Source organism: Mycolicibacterium cosmeticum, from assembly GCF_000613185.1.
GTDB lineage: Bacteria > Actinomycetota > Actinomycetes > Mycobacteriales > Mycobacteriaceae > Mycobacterium > Mycobacterium cosmeticum.
The window spans coordinates 33,173-50,385 of sequence record NZ_CCBB010000003.1 but is presented as its reverse complement, the minus strand read 5'-3'; the positions used below and the strand labels follow the sequence as shown (position 1 = coordinate 50,385).

Genomic DNA, 17,213 nt, shown 5'->3' with positions numbered 1-17,213 from the left:
TCGACATGGTAGATGCAGCGCAATCAGGTGCACGCTTTACGCGGATTGGCGTAACGGCGGCGCCCGAGCGCGCAGCCGTTGTGCGCCATGAGTTTTCGGAATGGTTGCGTGGCCACTTCACGCTCGACCCGACCAAGGCCAGCGATATCGTGCTGGCCGTCAACGAGGCGTTGGCCAACGCCGCGGAATTCGCCTACGTCAACATCGAGCAGCCCGGCTTGATGCACATCGAGGCCGACCACGACCGGCGGCTGGGCACGCTGACCGTGACGGTCGCCGACGAGGGAACGTGGCGGCCCAAGGACCCCACGATCACCGATCCGGCTCGGGGGCGCGGAATTCCGTTGATGCACGCCCTGTCCGACCGGGCGGACATCGACAGCACGCCGGCTGGCACCCAGGTACGGATGCAGTGGGACCACATCGGCGTGGTTCCCGGCGGCCCACCCGAGGTTCAGAACTGCGGCAGCCGGACCACCTGAACGAAGAACTCGTCGATCTGCCGGACCGCGTTCATGAACTGATCGAGGTCGACGGGTTTGGTGACATAGGCGTTGGCGTGCAGCTTGTAGCTGCGCAGGATGTCCTCCTCCGCCGACGACGTCGTCAGCACCACGACCGGGATGTGGCACAACTCGGCATCGGACTTGACCTTCTCCAGCAGCTGCCGTCCGTCGTATTTCGGCAGATTCAGGTCGAGCAGGATCAGATCGGGCGTCGGGGCGTCGGCGTACGGGCCACGTCGATACAGGAAGTCCAGCCCCTCCTGGCCGTCGTGCGCGACGTGCAGAGTGTTCTTGATCTTGTTGTGTTCGAAGGCTTCCCGGGTGATCAGCTCATCACCGGGGTCGTCCTCGACCAACAGGATGTCGATTGCTCTACCTTCGGGCAAGGTCATTCGCGGGTTCCTTCCAAGACGGCCTCTGGGATGGCGTTCGGTTCTGTGGTGGGGGTGACGGGCAGCGTGAAGACGAAGCGGGTGCCGTCCGTGTACGACGTGTCGATCCAGATGGTGCCGCCGTGGTGCTCGACGATCTTCTTACACAGGGCCAATCCGATACCGGTGCCGCTGTAGGCATCCCGGCCGTGCAGGCGCTGGAAGATGACGAAGACCTTGTCCACGAATTCTTCACCGATCCCGATGCCGTTGTCCGACACCGTGAAGACCCAATTGTCCGCGTCCTGGCCGTCGCCCTGCCGGCAATCGATCGTGATCCGCGGTGCCACACCCTCGCGGCGGAACTTCACGGCATTGCCGATCAGGTTCTGCCACAACATGACCAGCAGGGTCGGATCACCGTCGATCGACGGCAGCGGCGTCGGCGGTCGGATCAGCTCTGCCCCCGACTCGGCGACGGCCACCGAGAGGTTCTTCAACGCCGAGTCCAGGGTGGCATCGAGGTCGACCTCGGTGTGCGTGGCGTTGAGCCGTCCGACGCGGGAGAACGTGAGCAGATCGTTGATGAGCACCTGCATGCGCTTGGCACCGTCGACGGCGAAGTTGATGTATTCGACGCCGCGCTCGTCGAGCTTGTCCCCGTAGCGCTTTTCCAGCAGTTGGCAGAACGACGCGACCTTGCGCAACGGTTCCTGCAGGTCATGGGACGCGACATAGGCGAACTGTTCCAGCTCGGCGTTGGACCGCCGCAGCTCTTCGGTTTGTTCGTCGAGGGTGGCCCGGTCCGACTGCGACGACGCCAACTCCTCGACGATCCGCTGCCGCATGTTCTCGACGTCGACCGCGATGGCCCTGATATCGCGGGGGCCTCGGGGAACGATGCGCTCGCCGAAGTTGCCCTCGGTGATGCGCCGGCACGACGCGGCAAGGAGGTCCAGCGGCCGGGTGACAGCGTTGCGTACCACCACCGCGAGCAGCAGCCCCATCACCAGGAACGCCACCACCATCGCCACCAGCACACCGTCGCGCCAGCTGCGCACCCAGTCCAGCTCGTCGATCGCCGCGCTGCGCGCCTGGCCCAGATGTCCGTTCTGGACATCGAAAAGATCACGGAGCCCGTCGAATTCGTTCTTCCCACGCTCCGCTGTCGCGGCGTCGACCACGGCCGGACGCCCCGGGGTGACACTGGCGATCAGGGGTTCGGCATACCCGGCACGCCAGTCGTTGGCGGCGCGTTCTATCGCGTCGAGATCACCGATGAGATCGGCACGGCCGGCCAGGTCCTCGCGGATGTTCTGCGCCGCCGAGGCTTCGGTGCGCTGTCCGACCTGATAGGGATTCAGGAACTGCCGGTCGGCGGCGATGGCGTATCCACGCACCGCGGTTTCCTGATCGCGCAAGGCGGCCTGCAGTTCGTAGGCGGCGACCCGCGCGGGCTGGATGTGGTCGATCAGCTCGGCGGCGACCTGGTCGGTCCGGCTCATCAGCACCGCACCGCCCACCGCACCGGAGAGCACCACCAAGCCCATCACCGACAGCACCAGGTTCTGCCAGCCTTGTACGGTCAGCTTCATCGAGTCGGCCCAGGCTCGCGGCCATCCCGCTCGACCCGGATCACCGCGATGTCGTCGGTGAGACCACCGCGCGGTCGGGCCCGCGCATCGGCCTGACTGATCAGGGCGTGCACGAAGTCCGGGCCCGGCAGCTCGGCCACCGAGCGGGCCAGCGCCAGCAGACCGTCTTCCCCGAGTCGTTCCTCCCCGCGCCCCGAATGCCCCTCGAACAAACCGTCGGTGAGCAGGAGCAGACCGTGATTCTTCGGCAGTTGCAGGCGGTTGACCGGCCACTCGGTGGCGCCCAGGCCCAGCGCCGGGCCGGCCGCGGGTTCGAGCCACTCCACGGTGCCCGCGCCGTGCAGCAGCATGCCGGGGTGCCCGGCACGCACCACGTTGAACGCGCCGGTGTCCGGGTCCAGTGCGACGCTCAGCAGCGTGGCGAACGTCCCGCGGCCCGGGCGCTCGGTCATCAGGATCCGGTCCAGCTGACGCATGCGGTCGTTTCCGCGCAGACCGGCGAAGGTCAGCGCCCGCCAGCCGATGCGCAGCGCGACGCCGAGTGCTGCCTCGTCCGGGCCGTGCCCGGACACGTCGCCGATCATGACGTGCACCGTGCGGTCCGCGGTCTGCACCACGTCGAAGAAATCACCGCCGAGCAGGGCCTCGCGCCGGCTCGGCAGGGATTGGGTGACGATGTTGACCCCCGGCTCGTCGAGCAGCAGCGGTAACGGCAGCAACCCGCGTTCCAGCCGCGCGTTCTCGGCCGCGCGCAGCCGGCTGGCGTGCAGGTCCACCGCCGTGAGCTCGGCGCGTTTGCGCTCGATGGCGTAGAGCACCGCGCGGCGCAGCGTGTCCGGGTCCACCCGCCCCTTGACCAGGTAGTCCTGCGCACCCGAGGCCACCGCGGAGACACCGAAGTGCTCGTCGTTGAGTCCGGTCAGCACGATGATCGGAATGGTGGGGTCGAGTTTGCCCATCCGGTGCAGCGCGTCGATGCCGTCGGCGTCGGGCAGGTTCAGGTCCAGCAACACGCAGTCCGGCCGGGCCGCTGCAAGTTTGCTCTCGGTATCGGACATCGAATGCGACCAGACGAAGTCGATGTCGGCGGCGGTATCGGCGATCAGCTCCTCCACCAGCAGGGCGTCGGCGCGGTCGTCCTCGACCAGCAACAACGACAACCGCGCACCGGGTAACCCGGCGGCACCGGCAACCGGTGCCGGCATGAGCGGTGGATCCAAGGGGGCGCGCATGGATGATCACGTCCTTCAAAAAGTACGTATGAAGGTCACCCTGGTCGCGCTGACCGTCTGCTTCAGTGACAGAACCGACAATACCCATTCGACATGGCCAAGTCATAACTCACGGTGATCTTGATGTGGGCGTGCCGCGATGTTTAACGGCGCCTCCGGACGGGCACAGCCGGAGAAGCTGCGAGCGAAGGGAAGCGTGTGATGGCGGAGGCGAGCGTTGCACATCGACCGGCGGACGAGGCATCGGTCACCGAACTGATGACCCAGCTGTCCGCCCAGACGTCACGGTTGGTGCGGGATGAGATCCTGTTGGCGCAGAAGGAATTTCAACTCTCGGCGAAGCGAGCCGGCCTCGGCGCCGGTTTGTTCGGCACCGCGGGCCTGCTGGCGGGCACCGGCTTTCTCACGGTGGTCGCCGCCGCAGCCGCCGCGCTGGCGCTGGTCCTACCGGTCTGGGCATCCTGCCTGATCGTCGCGGCGCTGCTGTTCGTTGCCGCAGCGATAGCCGGCGTGGTGGCCAGGAAAGAGGTGCAGCAGGTACCGCCGGCCGCCCGCGAGGTTGTCACCAGCGTCAAGACCGATATCGACGAGGTGAAGGGAGCGCGCCATGACCGGTCCTGAGCAACCACGCGCGGAGTTGCGCGCCGATGCCGCCGTCGACGAGATCGAGCGCGATATCGAGCGGACGCGGCACGAACTCGGCGAAACGGTGAGCGCACTGTCGGACAAGTTGGATGTGAAGGGACGTGTCCAGGACAAGGCCACCGAGACGGCGCGGGCGACCAAGGACCACCTCGTCGACCGCGCTCGCGACACCAAGGACGCCGCCGCGGCCAGGAAAGTTCCGCTGGCCCTGATAGGGGCGGCGGCGGCCGTCATCGGCCTGGTGATCTGGCGGCGCAAGAAACAAGAGAGGTGACGATGGCCGCGAACAAGCCCAGTGTGGCCGCCCGGGTGCTGTATCGGCCGGTCGGCCTGGCCAGTTCGGTGGCCGGCGGCCTGGTCGCCGGGGCGATCTTCAAACAGGTCTGGAAACTCGCCGCACGGTCGGTGGGCAACAAGAAGCAAACCGACCCGCCCGGTGCGTTGCAGACGGAATACTCCTTCCGGGAGATACTGCTGGCCGCGGCGCTGCAGGGCGTGATCTTCTCCGTCGTCAAGACGGTGATCGATCGCCAGGGAGCCCGGATGTTCGAGCGAGCAACCGGAGAGTGGCCCGGCAGCTGACCACCCCACCGAGGAGCGGACGACCATGGCGGACAACTGGAATGACTCGATCATCGCCGAGTTCCGAGCCAACGACGGCAAAGTGGGCGGCCCCTTCGAGGGGCACACCTTGCTGTTGCTGCACACCACCGGCGCCAAGTCGGGTCAGACCCGGGTCAACCCGGTGATGGCGTTCGAGCTGGACGGAAAACTGCTCATCGTCGGTTCCTATGCGGGCGCCGACCATGATCCGGCCTGGCTGCACAACCTGCGGGCCGATCCGCATGCCCATATCGAGATCGGTACCGAGAGCTACGACGTGTTGGCCTGCGAACTACCGCGCGCCGAACGCGACGACGCCTATGACCGCATCGTCGAGCAGGCCCCCGGATTCGGCGAGTACCAGGCCAAGACCACCCGGGTGATCCCCGTCATCGAGCTCCGCCGGCGGTAACCGGTTTATAACGGGCGTGGCGCGGGCATCATCCTCGCAGCGTTTGAGGCCAGTGATACCGCACTCGAAGGGACCCGCCAGTGACCATGACTCACGATCTTGCGCGCCGCGGCGACACCGTGGGGTTGCTGCCCTATCAGTTCGACGAATTCGTCTGCAGTCGTTGTCTTCTGGTCCATCACCGGCACAACATGGCCGACGAGGACGCCCGGGTCTGCTTCGACTGTTCGTGAGGGCGGTGCGGCTGACCGGCCGCAACGTCACCGTTTCGTCAGGTCTGCGCCGGCCCGCGTCCCATAACGTGGTCGGGTGTGAAGGTCCGTAGCCGAGAAGCCGCCGCCGCGGGCGCCGGACTGCTCCTCGTCATCGCCGCGTTCGCGGTACCCCATCTGCACCTCGGCAGCGTCACCCCGCTGATCCACAGTTCCGCCGACCAGATCAGGGCGTTCGCCCAGACCGCGCCGATCTTCGGTTGGTGGGACGCGCATGTCGGATGGGGATCGGGTCCCGCCTTGCTGATCGGTGCCGCGGTCGTGTGGTGGGGGCCGGCGGTGGCAGACCGGCTCCCATGGCGTGCTCTGCCCTGGGCGTCCTGGGCCACCGCATGCGGGTGGGCGTTCGCGCTGGCGATGGTGGACGGCTGGCAGCGCGGGTTCGCCGGGCGCCTGACCGCCCGCCATGAGTATCTGCGCCAGGTGCCGACGGTCACCGATATCCCCGAAGCGGTCCGCACCTTCTCGGCCAGGATTCTCGACTACCAGCCCGACTCCTGGATCACCCACGTCTCCGGCCATCCGCCCGGTGCGTTGCTGACCTTCGTCTGGCTGGATCGACTGGGCTTGGGCGGCGGCGCGTGGGCGGGATGGTGGTGTCTGCTCATCGGCTCCAGCGCCGCGGCGGCGATCGTCGTCACGGTCCGGGTCCTCTGCGGCGAAGCTCTGGCCCGGGCCGCGGCACCCTTTGTGGCGGTGGCCCCCACGGCGATCTGGATCGCGGTGTCGGCCGACGGTTACTACGCCGGAGTCGCGGCGTGGGGCATCGCTCTGCTGGCCCTGGCCACCCGCAGCCGACACCCGGTTTCTCTGGGCCTGGCAGCGGGGTTGTTGCTGGGTTGGGGCATCTTCCTCAACTACGGGCTCGCGCTGATCGGGTTGCCCGCGCTGGCGGTCCTGCTCACCACCGACCGGCGCACCGCGGTGCGGCTGCTGACTGCCTCGGCCGTCGCCGCCGGGCTGGTGGCCGGTGCGTTCGCGGTGGCCGGGTTCTGGTGGTTCGACGGCTACACCTTGGTGCAGCAACGATATTGGCAGGGCATTGCGGCCGACCGGCCGTTCGCGTACTGGTCCTGGGCGAACCTGGCCTCGGTGGTCTGCGCGATCGGGCTGGGTTCGGTCGCCGGCCTGAGCCGGGCCTTCGACCGTGCCGCGCTGCGCGAGCACCGGGGGCTCGTGCTGGTGCTGTTCGGCGCGCTGTTGGCCGTCGTCTGTGCCGATCTGAGCATGCTGAGCAAGGCCGAGACGGAGCGGATCTGGTTGCCGTTCACGGTCTGGCTCACCGCGGCGGGGGCCTTGCTACCCGCGTCGTCACGCCGCTGGTGGCTGGCCGTCAACGTCGTCGGCGCGCTGGCGCTCAACCACCTCATTCTCACGAATTGGTAGGCGCCGCACCATGAATCGATACCCGAGCACGGCCAGCCACACCACCGCAAGGCTGAGCCACAGGCCACGTGGATAATCCCGGTTCAACACCGTGTTGTTGTCCGGCCGCAGCCCCGGTTTGTCGTACACCGGAATCGCCAACACCAGGAGCACGACGGTGCACAACCCGGCCACCGCCACCGGGGCCCACCAGCGCTGCGGCAGGATCCGACGGCCCGCCCAGCCGGCGGCCGTACACAGCGGCGCGAAAACCAGATCGTGGATCAACACGGCCGCCAGCGCCCATGTCAGCATGCGCAGCAGAACCACCGGCGGCTGGCCCGACAACAACCAGGCGCCGTAACCCGCCAACCCGGCACCCGCCAGCAACAGCCCTGCCCGCACGGCGGTCACGGAATCACCTCGATCCGGCTGAGCCACTTGGTCTGCAGTACCCCGGGACGCGACGGTGCGATGAGCCGGCACGGATAGCCGTGGTCGGCGTGCAACGGTTCGCCGTTGAGCCGCAACGCAATCAAGGTCATCCGATCGCGCGCATGCGCGGCAGGCAGCACGGTTCTCGAGTAGGGGCCGGGAGGTTCCAGGGACACCATCCGCAGCTCCCGGTCCAGACCTGCACCGGCCGCCGCCAGCAGGTCGGCCAGCACGACACCGGTCCAGTCGGCATCCGCGCTCCAGCCCTCGACACATGCGATCGGCAGCCGGTGCGTCACCTGCGGCAGTGCGGTCAGTTCGGCCAGCGTGAACGACCGGGTCACCGCCCCGTCGACGACGGTCAGCCGGTAATCGGGAGCGTAGGCCCGGCGCAGGACACCGGCCGCGATCGCGGTGCGATTGACCGGAAGCCCCTGCGGCCCCGCCCCGGACCGGGGCGCCAGCACCGACACCTGCCGCAGCAGCGGAATCGTCTGCCCGGCGGTGACCACCGTCGCCACGCCGACCGCCAGCCAGGTGCCCCGCAACACGGTGCGCCGGGTCGGCCCGACGGTGCCGCCGGCGGCCACGTCGTCGATCCGATCACCGAGCGCGCGGCGGATGACCGGCAGTTTGACCGCGACGTGTACCAGCACCGCCCCGGCCGCCAGATAGGCCACCGCATAGTGGCTGGTGGTGAAGAAGAACCCGAACACGTACCACTGGGCGATGTTCAGCAGGCCGGTGGACAACTCGAACAGCACCGATCCCACCAGCACCAGGATCGACAGCCGCTCGAGTTGGCGGGTGAGACCTCCGATCACCGGACGCTCGAACAGTTTCGGCCACACCGACCACAGTTTGACGATGGCCAGCGGGATAGCCGCGATGCCGGCGATGACGTGAGCGCCCTGGGTGAACCGGTACAGCCAGACCGGCCTCGTCGGCCAGGAGAACCAGGGCACCGGATGCTGGATCAGGTGGCTGATCAGTCCGGTGCCGAAGCACACCGCGATGGCCACACCCAACGCGATACCGACGCGTGCGGTCACCGCGGTCCCCCGCACGCCGGTCATCGCGGAGCCAGGCTGGCCAGCATCCGCTCACCGATCGGATGAATCCCGGTGATGGCCAGACCGGCCTCCCCCGCGACGCGCGCAGCATTGTCGAATCCCACTGTCGCCCAACGGAACCACGGGCCGATCGTGCGGGGTGACTCCAACCGCACCCATTGGTGGCGTATTCCGCCTGGCGCCGAGTCGAATTCGGCGAGGCAGCACCCGCCGTGACTCAGCAGGTCCCTGGCACGCCGCAGAATCCTGACCGGGTCACCGCCGAGCCCGATGTTGCCGTCCGCGAGCACCACCGTCTGCCACCGTCCTGCGCCGGGAAGGGGGCCGAAGACATCACGCAGCAATGCCGGTGCGCCGCTGCGCCGGGCCAATTCCACCGCCGTCGCCGACACGTCCACACCGAGGGCGGGAATGCCACGGCGGATCAGGTCGGCGACCAGCCGCCCCGGCCCGCACCCCAGGTCGATCGTGGGTCCGTCGCAGCGGTCCAGCACCGCCCGGTCGAAACGCACGTCGGCATGCCGACCACCCAGCCAGTTGTGTACCGGCAGACGATGCACGGTTCCGTCGGTGTGCCGGATCCAGCAGCGCTCTCCGGTGAGCGCGCGGTCGTAGAGGTTACCGAACATCAGACCTCCAAAGCGCTTGCCGCACGGCCAAACCGGCTGGCAGGGTCACACTGGCGCCGAACCGGTTCCACGTCGTGGACGGTGTCCACGTCCGCCAGCGTCGCCAGTAGGCGGACATCCAGTCCACGGCCGCGCAGGGCGCGAAGGGTGTGCGCGCCGGTATCCGGCCGGGACATCGGCACGGTCGCCAACCAGTCAGGCTCGGATGCGTCGGACAGCCCGAGTGCCCACCAGCCGCCGTCGTCGGCGGGGCCCAGGACCGCCTCGGCACCGAGCAGCGCCTGCGCGCACTCGGCCAGCAGTGCGGCACTCACCTGAGGGGTGTCCATGCCGATCTGCAGCACCGGATATCCGGCGCGGGACGCGTCTCGGTGGGCGTTGGCCAGGCGGGCGGCGAAGTCGGCGCCGCGCTGGCCGATGACGGTGAAGGCCTGCAATCGCTCCCGGATTTCGGCGGCGGCGCTGGCCCGGCGCAGATCACCGGTGAGTACGACGGTGCGGGCCGACACCGGGGTGGCGGCCACCGCGTCGAGGGTGTCCAGCAGGGCGGCCGCCGCGAAATCGGCTGCCAATTCGGCGCCGATGGTCGCCGCCAGCCGGGTCTTGGCCATACCGGGAACCGGTGCCTTGGCCACCACGACGATGTTCACCGGCCACGGCGCCCTCATGTGATGGCCCGCCAGAAATCCACCGCCGCGGTGATGCTGCCACGCAGTGATCCGCTGACCTTCGACCGGCCGCCGGTGCGCGACCGATAGCTGACATCGCGTTCCACTACGCGCCAACCATTGCGCGCTGCCAGCACCAACAACTCCAGCGGATACCCGGATCGTCGGTCGGCAATCCCCAGCGCCAGCAGGGCATCCCGGCGGGCCACCCGGATGGGCGCGATGTCGTGTACCGGCAGGCCGTGGCGGTGGCGCAGCCGCCAACACACCGCCGCGGTTCCCAGCCGGGCGTGCCACGGCCAGTGGGTACCCGGTGTCGGGCGGCGCCGTCCGACCACCAGGTCGGCACCGTTGTCCAGTTCGGTCACCAACGCCGGCAGTGCCGCGGGATCCAGCGATCCATCGGCGTCCAGGACTGCGACGATCGGGCTGTCGGCTGCCAGCACCCCGGCGTGCACCGCGGCCCCGTAGCCGGACCTGCGCTCGTGCACGACCTCGGCCGCGTGGGCACGGGCCACCTCGGCGGTGCCGTCGGTGCTGTTGTTGTCGACGACCAGCGGGCGGTAACCGGGCGGGACGGCCGCCAGCACGCCGGGAAGTGATGCCGCCTCGTTCAGACAAGGCAGCACCACCGTCACCCTGGATTGCCGCATGCCATCGAACGTATGCCTGCCGCAGGGGCATGGAAAGGGCGCAATAATGACGAGTCCGTGACATCGCTGCAGGTCGCGACGTCGGCGCAGTAGTGTCACGGGGGTGACGAGGGTACTCATCGCCGACGACGACCCCGTGGTCCGGGACGTGGTGCGCCGCTATCTGGAACGGGACGGCCACGTGGTGGCGGCGGCCGGGGACGGTGCAGAGGCTTTGCGGTTGCTGCAATCCCTGCACATCGACCTGGCGATCCTCGATGTGATGATGCCCGGCCCCGACGGTCTGACCTTGTGCCGCAGCCTGCGCCGCGGCGACGACTACGGCATGCCGGTGATCATGCTGACCGCGCTCGGTGAGGAGGATGACCGCATCGCCGGTCTGGAAGCGGGCGCCGACGACTATCTCACCAAGCCGTTCAGCCCGCGTGAGCTGGCGCTGCGGGTTCGATCGGTGTTGCGCCGCACCCCGCCGCCGGCGGAACTCCCCGCCGAATTGCACTGTGCGGGGCTGCGGCTGAACACCGCCGCGCGGACCGTGACGGCGGACGGCAGACCGGTCAGCTTGACCGCGCGGGAGTTCGATCTGCTGACCTTCTTCCTGTCGCATCCCGATACGGTGCACTCCCGCGATCAACTGCTGAAGCTGGTGTGGCAGTGGGACTTCGGGGACATGTCGACCGTCACGGTGCACATCAAGCGGTTGCGCGCCAAGCTCGGCGCCCACCACCGCATCCAGACCGTCTGGGGGCGGGGATATCTCTGGGGCACCGCCGAACACATCAGCGGGGAGAACTAGCCGATGCCGGCCACCGACGTGTGGGAGATCGTGGGGTGGGCGCTGGCGTGTTCAGTGCCGGTCGTCATCGCCGGCGCGCTCACCATCAGGTTGGCGCGCTCCTGGTCGCTGGCGGTCAGCATGGTGGCGTTGGTTCTCATTCCGACGCTGGCCACCTTCACCGGTGTCCTGGGCGCCAGCGGTTTCATGATCACCGAGACCTTCGAACGCACCGCGGTCGTCCTGGTGATCGTCTCGGTGGTCACCATCCCGGCCGCGGTCATGCTGGCCCGGTACCAGGCCCGCCGCACCGTGTGGGAGCAGGAGATCCGCGATTCCGAGCGGGCCGCCGAACAGTCCCGGCGCCGGTTGGTGGCCTTCGTCAGCCACGACCTGAGGACACCGCTGGCCGGGATCCGGGCGGTTGCCGAAGCCATCGCCGACGGCCTGGTCGACGGCGCCGAAACCCGCGAACACGCCAAACACATAGAGCAGGAATCGATTCGACTCTCGGAGATGGTCGACGACCTCTTCGAGATGTCGAAGATCAACGCGGGCGCGGTGCAACCGGCGCTGGACACCGTCGCCCTGGACGAGGTGGTGGACGACGTGGTGGCCGCACACCGGATAGCGGCCGAACGCGCCGGAGTGCACTTGCGTGCCAGCTTGCCGTCGCAGCCGGTGCACGTCGTCGGCAGCGGGCGGGCCCTGGTGCGGGTGCTGTCCAACCTCGTCGCCAACGCCATCGCGCACACCCCCGAGGGCGGGCGGGTGGAGCTGACGGCCGGTCGCGACGACCTCGGTGCGTGGGCCCGCGTCGACGACACCGGTGTGGGCATCGACGAGACCGACCTGCCCAGAGTTTTCGACATTGCCTACCGTGGCTCCAATGGCCGTGTGCCCCGCGCTGATTCGTCGCTACCCAGTGGATCCGGGCTGGGATTGGCGATCGCGGCGGGTTTGGTGCAGGCCCACCGGGGAACGTTGTCGGCGCACAACCTGGGAACGGGCGCCCGGTTCGAGGTGCGCCTGCCGCTGGCCGAGGAGATCTGAGCCGATGAGGGTTCTGCTGACCGGCGCCGCGGGGTTCATCGGTGGCCGCATCGCCGGTGCGTTGCGGGCCGCGGGGCACGAGGTGGTGGCCGTGGATGCCATGCTGACCGCGGCGCACGGTCCCGGCGCCGAGGTACCGCACGATTGCACACGCCTCGACCTGCGCGACGCCGACGGACTGGCCGCGCTGCTGCGCGGGGTCGACGTGGTCTGCCATCAGGCGGCGGTCGTCGGAGCCGGCGTGGACGCCGCCGACGCGCCGGCCTACGCGGCCAACAACGATTACGCCACCGCGGTTCTGCTCGCCCAGATGTATGCCACCGGCTGTCGCAGACTGATTTTGGCGTCGTCGATGGTGGTGTACGGGCAGGGGCGGTACGACTGCGATGTTCACGGGCCCGTCGACCCGCTGCCGCGCACCAAGGCCGATCTGGATCGAGGGGTCTTCGAACACCGCTGCCCGCTGGGCGGTGAGCCGCTGCGGTGGCGCCTGGTCGACGAGGATCAACCGGTGCGTCCGCGCAGTTTGTACGCGGCAAGCAAAGCGGCACAGGAGCATTACGCACTGGCCTGGGCCGAGGCGACGGGCGCGTCGGTCGTCGCGCTGCGCTACCACAACGTGTACGGGCCCGGCATGCCGCGCGACACGCCCTACTCGGGTGTGGCGGCGATCTTCCGGTCGGCGCTGGAGGCGGGGACGCTGCCGCAGGTCTACGAAGACGGCGGGCAGATGCGCGATTTCGTCCACGTCGACGACATCGCCGCCGCCAATCTCGCGGCCATCGCCGCCGAGTCGGGCGGGTTCGAGGCGTTCAACGTCTGTTCCGGGCGGCCGGTGGCCATTCGGGAAGTGGCCGAATGGTTGTGCGCAGCGCGCGGGCGTGGCGAACCGGAGATCACCGGCCGCTACCGCAGCGGTGACGTCCGGCACATCGTCGCCGATCCCGGCCGGGCCGCCGCCCGGCTGGGGTTCCGCGCGGCGGTCGATCCCGCCGACGGGATCACCGATTTCGCCGTCGCCCCGCTTCGTCCCGCGGTGCGCTGAGCGCCAGTCTGTCGTCCAGTTTGCCCCAGCCGGGCATCGGGTATGCCTCGAACACTTCGACGTGACAAGAGGAGTAGACGATGCGGCCGGCTTCTTCCGATGTTCCTGCGGTCCTCTTCGACGTCGACGGCACGCTCGTGGACTCCAATTACGTGCACGTGCACGCGTGGGTGCGTGCCTTCGAGGTCGAGGATCAGCCCGTGTCCGCCTGGCGGGTGCACCGCTGTATCGGCATGGACGGCGACACCTTGATCCGCACCCTGGCACGGGGCGCCGACGAGGCCATGCAGCACCGGCTCAAGGATCACCACGGCCAGTTCTACCGTGAGATGGCCTCGTTGCTGACGGTGCTGCCCGGTGCGCGCGATCTGCTGCACCGGGTTTCGGACCTGGGCATGCATGTCGTGCTCGTCACGTCGGCGCCCGAGGACGAGTTGATGCTGCTGCGGCGCGTACTGGATTGTGACGACGTGATCTCCATGGTGACGTCCTCGCGAGACGTCGACATGGCCAAACCCGACCCCGGCATCGTGCACGTGGCGCTGGACCGGGCCGGCGTCGACGCGTCGTGCGCGGTGTTCGTCGGCGATTCGACCTGGGATGCGTTGGCCGCCAGGCGCGCCGGTGTGGTCACCATCGGGTTGCGCAGCGGCGGGGTGGGCACCTGCGAGTTGGATTGTGCCGGGGCCAAGGTGATCTACGACGACCCGCGCGACCTGTTGGCAAACCTCGACACCAGTCCCATCGCCGCGTTGTCGGCCACCGTGAGGCCGGACCCGCTAACCTGCTGAGCGTGATCCAGGCCCGCAGCACCGGGGGCGCGCCGTCCGCGCTCCGACGCGCGGCATGGGCGGCTGGGGCGCTGTGTGCGGTCGGCTCCCTCGTCGCCGGCGCCTACACCGTGGTGGGACCGCTGCCCGAATGCGGTGGGCTGTACGTGTGCCGGCGCGTGGTCGACCGGACCCTGCTGCTGGGCTGGACGGCGCTGTTCGTCGCCGTGGCAGCGGCGGTGGTGTTGGCGGTGGTGATGCGCGACCGCCGTCTCGCCGGATGGCCCGCGCGGGCGGTGGTCCTCGTGCTCACCTGCCTGCTGGCGGCCGCATATTGGAAAACCCATTTCGGGGCGCTGCGTGCCGCCCTCGCAACACAGCTGCCGGTCACGGCGCCGATGTGGACCGCGACCTACGCCTTCTGGCTTGCGGTCGCCGGATTGGGGTTGGCCGCCGTCGGCATCCGCCCGCGCTGACCCGCGCCCCGCGCCCGCATGGCGGCGATCGTCCGCGCAGCGAAACACTTCACCGCGATGCGAAGAGCTGACCGGACAGCGTTTGCGCGCGCCTCGCGATCGGGTAGCAAATTCGTGTTCAGGCACGCGCGGTTCAGGGGGCGCATTGAAAATCGCAATGGTGATCGGTACGACCGGGCAGTCCTGCGCGGCATCCGAGCACGGCCGGTGGTTGCCCGGGCTGCTCAGCCAGGCCGGCCATCAAGTGACCGTGTACAGCCTCGGCGACGACGCGTCGCAGGCCCCCGCCGCGCCGGGACTGCCGGCATCGGAAGTCGTCACGATCACCGGGGCCGCAAGCGAACTCGCCGCCAAGCTGGACACCGCCTGGGAGCGGGACCGCCCCGATGTGGTCCAGGCACACTCCTGGCCGATCGGGCTTTTCGCCCAGCTCGCCGCCGACCGGCACGGGCTGCCCACCGTCCAGTCGTTCCACGGCACCGCCCCGCTCGGCCCGCGTGTCGGCATGGCCAAGCCCGCGCAGACCCGGCTGGCGGCGCTGGTGGCGCGAACCGCCACCTGGGTCACGACCGGATCGAGCCAGGAACTGGAGACGGTCGCCCGGCTGCGCCGGTCACGCCGCCGCACCTCGGTGATCGCCGGGGGCATCGACGTCACGATGTTCGAGCAGTCCTTGCCGCCCGAGGCGCGGACGCACGGGCCCGGACACCTGATCGCCGGCCTGGCAGGTTCCGACGACCTGGATCCCGGGTTCGAGGCGGTGATCCGGACCCTGCCGGTCGTGCCGGAAGCGCACTTCCTCGGCATCGGTCGACCGCCCCAACGACACCGCCTGGACGCCGCCATGCAGCTGGCCCACGCGCTCGGGGTGCAGGACCGCGTCGAGATGGCGGTGCTCACCCCGGCCGAGGCACTGGCCCGGCTCGAACGTGCCGATATCGCCACCTGCACGCCGGCCCTGTGCACCGATCACTCGACGGTGCTCCAGGCGATGGCCGCCGGCATCCCGCTGATCGCCCACGACACCGGCGCCCTCGCCGACACCGTCATCGACGACGTCACGGGCCTGCTGATTGCGCCGGGGCGGCCCCGGGAGCTGGCCGCAGCCATCAAAACGCTTCTGGCCCAGCCCTTTGCGCGAATGAGCATGGGTGCGGCCGGTCGGGCCCGGGCCCGCAGCCGCTACAGCTGGCCGCGTGTGGCACAAGAATACGAATGGGTCTACGAGAACGCGATGTCCTCCAGGGCGGGAGCGGTCGGCGGCACCGGATAACCACGGTCGGGGGCGGCAACCGTTCCCGGACGACGATTAATTGACCCTCGTGCAGGGTATTTCCGCTATGCCGGGCGAGCACGCACTTTCCCGCTCGGGAGCTGGAGGTCGCCGTGATTCCTTCCTTCGATTCGGCGAGGCGTCATGTCGGCTGACGATGTCCAGACAGACGCCCAGGCGCCGGACGGCCATCACGACCGGGTCGGTCAGCCGCACACCGTCCTCGACGAGGGCCCGGTGGCCGACGCCGAGCAGCGCGCCGCCGAGATCAGCACGGGCGACCGGCCGTTGGGCGTTCCCGGCCGGCGCTTCGATCGCCGCTCGCCCTTCTACATCGGGATGACGGCGGCCGCCGGGGTCGCGGTCACCTACGGCGCGGTTCACCTGTTGTCGATCATGTCGTCGATGCTGCTGTTGATCGGTGTCGCCTTCTTTCTCGCCCTCGGGCTCGAGCCGGCCGTGTCATGGCTGGTGAATCGCCGGCTGCCACGCTGGGCGGCGACGACGATCGTGTTCGTGGTGGTCGCCGCACTGCTGGGCGCGTTCATGGCCGCCGCCATCCCGCCACTGTCCCAACAGGTCAGCCAGCTCATCACCCAAGCGCCGCACTACCTGCAGCAGGCCCAGGACCACTCGTCGACGATCGGCCGGCTCAACGAGCGTTTCCAGCTGCAACGCAGGCTCACCGACATGCTCGACGCGTCCGGAGGATCGGCGCTGAACCAGGTCATCAGTGCGGGTTCGGCTCTGGTCGAGGCGGTGGTCGACACCGTCATCGTGGTCGTGTTGACCATCTACTTCCTCATCGACCTGCCGCGGATCCGGACGTTCCTCTACCGCTTGGTGCCGCACTCCCGGCGACCTCGCGCGATCCTCATCGGCGACGAGGTGTTCGCCAAGGTCGGGGCATATCTGCTGGGCAATGTGATCATCTCGCTCATCGCCGGTGCGGCCACCATGATCTGGCTCTACGCGTTCGACGTTCCCTATGCCCTGTTGCTCGGCATCTTGGTCGCCTTGCTCGATCTGGTGCCTGTGGTCGGTTCGACCATCGCCGGGGTCACGGTCGCGGCGGTGGCGTGGACGGTGTCCTGGCCGGTGTGTGTGGCGACCATCGTCTTCTTCGTGGTGTTCCGGCTCGCCGAGGACTATCTGCTGATACCGCGCATCATCGGGCGAGCGGTCGACGTGCCGGCACTGGTCACCGTCGTGGCGGTGCTGATCGGCGGTGCGGTGCTGGGCATCGTCGGCGCGCTGGTGGCCATCCCCGTCGCCGCCGCCATTGCGCTGCTCGTCGCCGAAATCCTGTACCCCAGGCTGGACAACGCGTGATCCGTCGGCCCGTCAGGTACCCAAGACGCC

At 68.8% G+C, this 17,213-nt stretch carries 22 protein-coding genes; 14 read left to right on the top strand and 8 right to left on the bottom strand.

What is annotated here, in order from left to right; genetic code table 11:
- The first annotated feature begins 5 nt into the window (after nucleotides 1–5).
- Nucleotides 6–482: an ATP-binding protein gene (locus tag BN977_RS19250; RefSeq protein WP_024451011.1), complete on the top strand. Its 477-nt coding sequence runs from the start codon at nucleotides 6–8 to the stop codon at nucleotides 480–482.
- On the opposite strand, the gene BN977_RS19245 is transcribed toward BN977_RS19250, so the two are convergent.
- The 3 genes from BN977_RS19245 to BN977_RS19235 are packed head-to-tail and all read right to left on the bottom strand — an operon-like array spanning nucleotide 455 to nucleotide 3,704.
- Complete coding sequence (locus tag BN977_RS19245) at nucleotides 455–898, bottom strand: response regulator (RefSeq protein WP_024451012.1); 444 nt, start codon at nucleotides 896–898, stop codon at nucleotides 455–457. The genes BN977_RS19250 and BN977_RS19245 overlap by 28 nt on opposite strands.
- Nucleotides 895–2,472 carry a sensor histidine kinase gene (locus BN977_RS19240; RefSeq protein WP_036400712.1) on the bottom strand — a complete coding sequence of 526 codons (1,578 nt, stop codon included), beginning with the start codon at nucleotides 2,470–2,472 and terminating at the stop codon, nucleotides 895–897. The genes BN977_RS19245 and BN977_RS19240 overlap by 4 nt, the downstream gene beginning before the upstream one ends.
- Complete coding sequence (locus BN977_RS19235; protein WP_084172625.1) at nucleotides 2,469–3,704, bottom strand: PP2C family protein-serine/threonine phosphatase; 1,236 nt, start codon at nucleotides 3,702–3,704, stop codon at nucleotides 2,469–2,471. The genes BN977_RS19240 and BN977_RS19235 overlap by 4 nt, the downstream gene beginning before the upstream one ends.
- 201 nt (nucleotides 3,705–3,905) lie before the next feature.
- Here BN977_RS19235 and BN977_RS19230 point away from each other — a divergent pair, with 201 nt between their 5' ends.
- The 6 genes from BN977_RS19230 (at nucleotide 3,906) to BN977_RS19210 (ending at nucleotide 7,022) form a co-directional block, all read left to right on the top strand.
- Nucleotides 3,906–4,325 carry a phage holin family protein gene (locus tag BN977_RS19230; protein WP_036400710.1) on the top strand — a complete coding sequence of 140 codons (420 nt, stop codon included), beginning with the start codon at nucleotides 3,906–3,908 and terminating at the stop codon, nucleotides 4,323–4,325.
- Nucleotides 4,312–4,623 (top strand): DUF3618 domain-containing protein, encoded by a 312-nt coding sequence (locus tag BN977_RS19225; RefSeq protein WP_036400708.1) that lies wholly within the window; start codon nucleotides 4,312–4,314, stop codon nucleotides 4,621–4,623. Before BN977_RS19230 ends, BN977_RS19225 begins: the two co-directional genes overlap by 14 nt.
- Before the next feature lie 2 nt (nucleotides 4,624–4,625).
- Nucleotides 4,626–4,931, top strand: a complete 306-nt coding sequence (locus BN977_RS19220) for a DUF4235 domain-containing protein (RefSeq protein ID WP_024451017.1) — start codon at nucleotides 4,626–4,628, stop codon at nucleotides 4,929–4,931.
- A 25-nt stretch (nucleotides 4,932–4,956) separates the two neighbouring features.
- The gene (locus BN977_RS19215) at nucleotides 4,957–5,364 is read left to right on the top strand and encodes a nitroreductase family deazaflavin-dependent oxidoreductase (protein WP_024451018.1); all 408 of its coding nucleotides are present in this window, start codon (nucleotides 4,957–4,959) and stop codon (nucleotides 5,362–5,364) included.
- A gap of 86 nt (nucleotides 5,365–5,450) precedes the next feature.
- Nucleotides 5,451–5,597 carry a DUF4193 family protein gene (locus BN977_RS32015; protein WP_084172624.1) on the top strand — a complete coding sequence of 49 codons (147 nt, stop codon included), beginning with the start codon at nucleotides 5,451–5,453 and terminating at the stop codon, nucleotides 5,595–5,597.
- 78 nt (nucleotides 5,598–5,675) lie between these two features.
- Nucleotides 5,676–7,022: a hypothetical protein gene (locus BN977_RS19210; RefSeq protein ID WP_036400705.1), complete on the top strand. Its 1,347-nt coding sequence runs from the start codon at nucleotides 5,676–5,678 to the stop codon at nucleotides 7,020–7,022.
- On the opposite strand, the gene BN977_RS19205 is transcribed toward BN977_RS19210, so the two are convergent.
- Genes BN977_RS19205 through BN977_RS19185 form a run of 5 tightly spaced genes read right to left on the bottom strand, consistent with a single transcriptional unit; the run spans nucleotide 6,948 to nucleotide 10,459 of the window.
- Nucleotides 6,948–7,415 carry a hypothetical protein gene (locus BN977_RS19205; protein WP_036400703.1) on the bottom strand — a complete coding sequence of 156 codons (468 nt, stop codon included), beginning with the start codon at nucleotides 7,413–7,415 and terminating at the stop codon, nucleotides 6,948–6,950. The genes BN977_RS19210 and BN977_RS19205 overlap by 75 nt on opposite strands.
- Nucleotides 7,412–8,512 (bottom strand): molybdopterin-dependent oxidoreductase, encoded by a 1,101-nt coding sequence (locus tag BN977_RS19200; protein WP_036400701.1) that lies wholly within the window; start codon nucleotides 8,510–8,512, stop codon nucleotides 7,412–7,414. Before BN977_RS19200 ends, BN977_RS19205 begins: the two co-directional genes overlap by 4 nt.
- A complete protein-coding gene (locus tag BN977_RS19195; protein ID WP_036400699.1) occupies nucleotides 8,509–9,138 on the bottom strand; it encodes a methyltransferase domain-containing protein in 630 nt (209 codons plus the stop codon). Before BN977_RS19195 ends, BN977_RS19200 begins: the two co-directional genes overlap by 4 nt.
- Entirely contained in the window at nucleotides 9,138–9,806 is a 669-nt protein-coding gene (locus BN977_RS19190) for a TIGR04282 family arsenosugar biosynthesis glycosyltransferase (RefSeq protein WP_036400696.1), read from the bottom strand. Before BN977_RS19190 ends, BN977_RS19195 begins: the two co-directional genes overlap by 1 nt.
- Entirely contained in the window at nucleotides 9,803–10,459 is a 657-nt protein-coding gene (locus BN977_RS19185) for a glycosyltransferase family 2 protein (RefSeq protein ID WP_036400694.1), read from the bottom strand. The genes BN977_RS19190 and BN977_RS19185 overlap by 4 nt, the downstream gene beginning before the upstream one ends.
- Before the next feature lie 103 nt (nucleotides 10,460–10,562).
- On the opposite strand from BN977_RS19185, the gene BN977_RS19180 reads away from it, so the two are divergent.
- The 7 genes from BN977_RS19180 (at nucleotide 10,563) to BN977_RS19150 (ending at nucleotide 17,183) form a co-directional block, all read left to right on the top strand.
- On the top strand, nucleotides 10,563–11,255 hold the full coding sequence (locus BN977_RS19180) for a response regulator transcription factor (RefSeq protein ID WP_036400692.1): 693 nt from the start codon (nucleotides 10,563–10,565) through the stop codon (nucleotides 11,253–11,255).
- 3 nt (nucleotides 11,256–11,258) lie between these two features.
- Nucleotides 11,259–12,287, top strand: a complete 1,029-nt coding sequence (locus BN977_RS19175; protein ID WP_024451026.1) for a sensor histidine kinase — start codon at nucleotides 11,259–11,261, stop codon at nucleotides 12,285–12,287.
- A gap of 4 nt (nucleotides 12,288–12,291) precedes the next feature.
- Nucleotides 12,292–13,332, top strand: a complete 1,041-nt coding sequence (locus BN977_RS19170; protein ID WP_036400690.1) for an NAD-dependent epimerase/dehydratase family protein — start codon at nucleotides 12,292–12,294, stop codon at nucleotides 13,330–13,332.
- 80 nt (nucleotides 13,333–13,412) lie between these two features.
- Complete coding sequence (locus BN977_RS19165; RefSeq protein ID WP_036400688.1) at nucleotides 13,413–14,123, top strand: HAD family hydrolase; 711 nt, start codon at nucleotides 13,413–13,415, stop codon at nucleotides 14,121–14,123.
- 2 nt (nucleotides 14,124–14,125) lie between these two features.
- A complete protein-coding gene (locus BN977_RS19160; protein ID WP_036400686.1) occupies nucleotides 14,126–14,578 on the top strand; it encodes a hypothetical protein in 453 nt (150 codons plus the stop codon).
- Between the two features lie 160 nt (nucleotides 14,579–14,738).
- Nucleotides 14,739–15,851, top strand: coding sequence for a glycosyltransferase family 4 protein (locus BN977_RS19155; protein WP_165576355.1), 1,113 nt, complete (start codon nucleotides 14,739–14,741; stop codon nucleotides 15,849–15,851).
- 144 nt (nucleotides 15,852–15,995) lie between these two features.
- Complete coding sequence (locus BN977_RS19150) at nucleotides 15,996–17,183, top strand: AI-2E family transporter (RefSeq protein ID WP_036400683.1); 1,188 nt, start codon at nucleotides 15,996–15,998, stop codon at nucleotides 17,181–17,183.
- The last annotated feature ends 30 nt before the right edge of the window (nucleotides 17,184–17,213 follow it).

Coding starts and splice junctions, on each gene's coding strand:
- BN977_RS19230 (WP_036400710.1), top strand. CDS start 3,906: ATGGCGGAGGCGAGCGTTGCACATCGACCGGCGGACGAGGCATCGGTC.
- BN977_RS19185 (WP_036400694.1), bottom strand. CDS start 10,459: ATGCGGCAATCCAGGGTGACGGTGGTGCTGCCTTGTCTGAACGAGGCG.
- BN977_RS19175 (WP_024451026.1), top strand. CDS start 11,259: ATGCCGGCCACCGACGTGTGGGAGATCGTGGGGTGGGCGCTGGCGTGT.
- BN977_RS19190 (WP_036400696.1), bottom strand. CDS start 9,806: ATGAGGGCGCCGTGGCCGGTGAACATCGTCGTGGTGGCCAAGGCACCG.
- BN977_RS19240 (WP_036400712.1), bottom strand. CDS start 2,472: ATGAAGCTGACCGTACAAGGCTGGCAGAACCTGGTGCTGTCGGTGATG.
- BN977_RS19235 (WP_084172625.1), bottom strand. CDS start 3,704: ATGCGCGCCCCCTTGGATCCACCGCTCATGCCGGCACCGGTTGCCGGT.
- BN977_RS19200 (WP_036400701.1), bottom strand. CDS start 8,512: ATGACCGGCGTGCGGGGGACCGCGGTGACCGCACGCGTCGGTATCGCG.
- BN977_RS19150 (WP_036400683.1), top strand. CDS start 15,996: ATGTCGGCTGACGATGTCCAGACAGACGCCCAGGCGCCGGACGGCCAT.
- BN977_RS19215 (WP_024451018.1), top strand. CDS start 4,957: ATGGCGGACAACTGGAATGACTCGATCATCGCCGAGTTCCGAGCCAAC.
- BN977_RS19165 (WP_036400688.1), top strand. CDS start 13,413: ATGCGGCCGGCTTCTTCCGATGTTCCTGCGGTCCTCTTCGACGTCGAC.
- BN977_RS19170 (WP_036400690.1), top strand. CDS start 12,292: ATGAGGGTTCTGCTGACCGGCGCCGCGGGGTTCATCGGTGGCCGCATC.
- BN977_RS19245 (WP_024451012.1), bottom strand. CDS start 898: ATGACCTTGCCCGAAGGTAGAGCAATCGACATCCTGTTGGTCGAGGAC.
- BN977_RS19220 (WP_024451017.1), top strand. CDS start 4,626: ATGGCCGCGAACAAGCCCAGTGTGGCCGCCCGGGTGCTGTATCGGCCG.
- BN977_RS19195 (WP_036400699.1), bottom strand. CDS start 9,138: ATGTTCGGTAACCTCTACGACCGCGCGCTCACCGGAGAGCGCTGCTGG.
- BN977_RS19225 (WP_036400708.1), top strand. CDS start 4,312: ATGACCGGTCCTGAGCAACCACGCGCGGAGTTGCGCGCCGATGCCGCC.
- BN977_RS32015 (WP_084172624.1), top strand. CDS start 5,451: ATGACTCACGATCTTGCGCGCCGCGGCGACACCGTGGGGTTGCTGCCC.
- BN977_RS19250 (WP_024451011.1), top strand. CDS start 6: ATGGTAGATGCAGCGCAATCAGGTGCACGCTTTACGCGGATTGGCGTA.